This window comes from Rheinheimera mesophila (assembly GCF_000986865.1).
GTDB lineage: Bacteria > Pseudomonadota > Gammaproteobacteria > Enterobacterales > Alteromonadaceae > Pararheinheimera > Pararheinheimera mesophila.
Window position 1 is genome coordinate 1 of the sequence record NZ_LAVS01000067.1, and the last position, 641, is coordinate 641.

1 protein-coding gene is annotated in these 641 nt (G+C 35.3%); it reads left to right on the forward strand.

Annotated elements, in window-relative coordinates; genetic code table 11:
- The coding region (locus SD53_RS12570; protein WP_046520555.1) for a terminase large subunit domain-containing protein at positions 1–641 on the forward strand (641 nt) is incomplete at both ends.

The window sequence follows — 641 nt, forward strand, 5'->3', positions numbered from 1 at the left end:
ATTTGCTATTTTCATGGGACGTGGAGGCGGGAAAAACGGTCTAATAAGTGCTATTAGTGATTTTCTTTCTACGCCCTTACACGGAGTTAAAGAATATCACATCTCCATTGTTGCTAATAGTGAAGATCAAGCAAAAACATCGTTTGATGAAATCAGAACCGTTTTAATGGATAACAAACGAAATAAGACGGGTAAAACGCCAAAAGCTCCTTATGAAGTTAGTAAAGCAAAAATAATAAACCGTGCAACTAAATCGGTTATTCGATATAACACATCAAACACAAAAACCAAAGACGGTGGACGTGAGGGGTGTGTTATTTTTGATGAAATTCATTATTTCTTTGGTCCTGAAATGGTAAACGTCAAACGTGGTGGATTAGGTAAAAAGAAAAATAGAAGAACGTTTTATATAAGTACTGATGGTTTTGTTAGAGAGGGTTATATCGATGCAATGAAGCACAAAATTGCAAGTGTATTAAGTGGCAAGGTTAAAAATAGTAGATTGTTTGCTTTTTATTGTAAGTTAGACGATCCAAAAGAAGTTGATGACAGACAGACGTGGGAAAAGGCGAACCCAATGTTACATAAACCGTTATCAGAATACGCTAAAACACTGCTAAGTACGATTGAAGAAGAATATA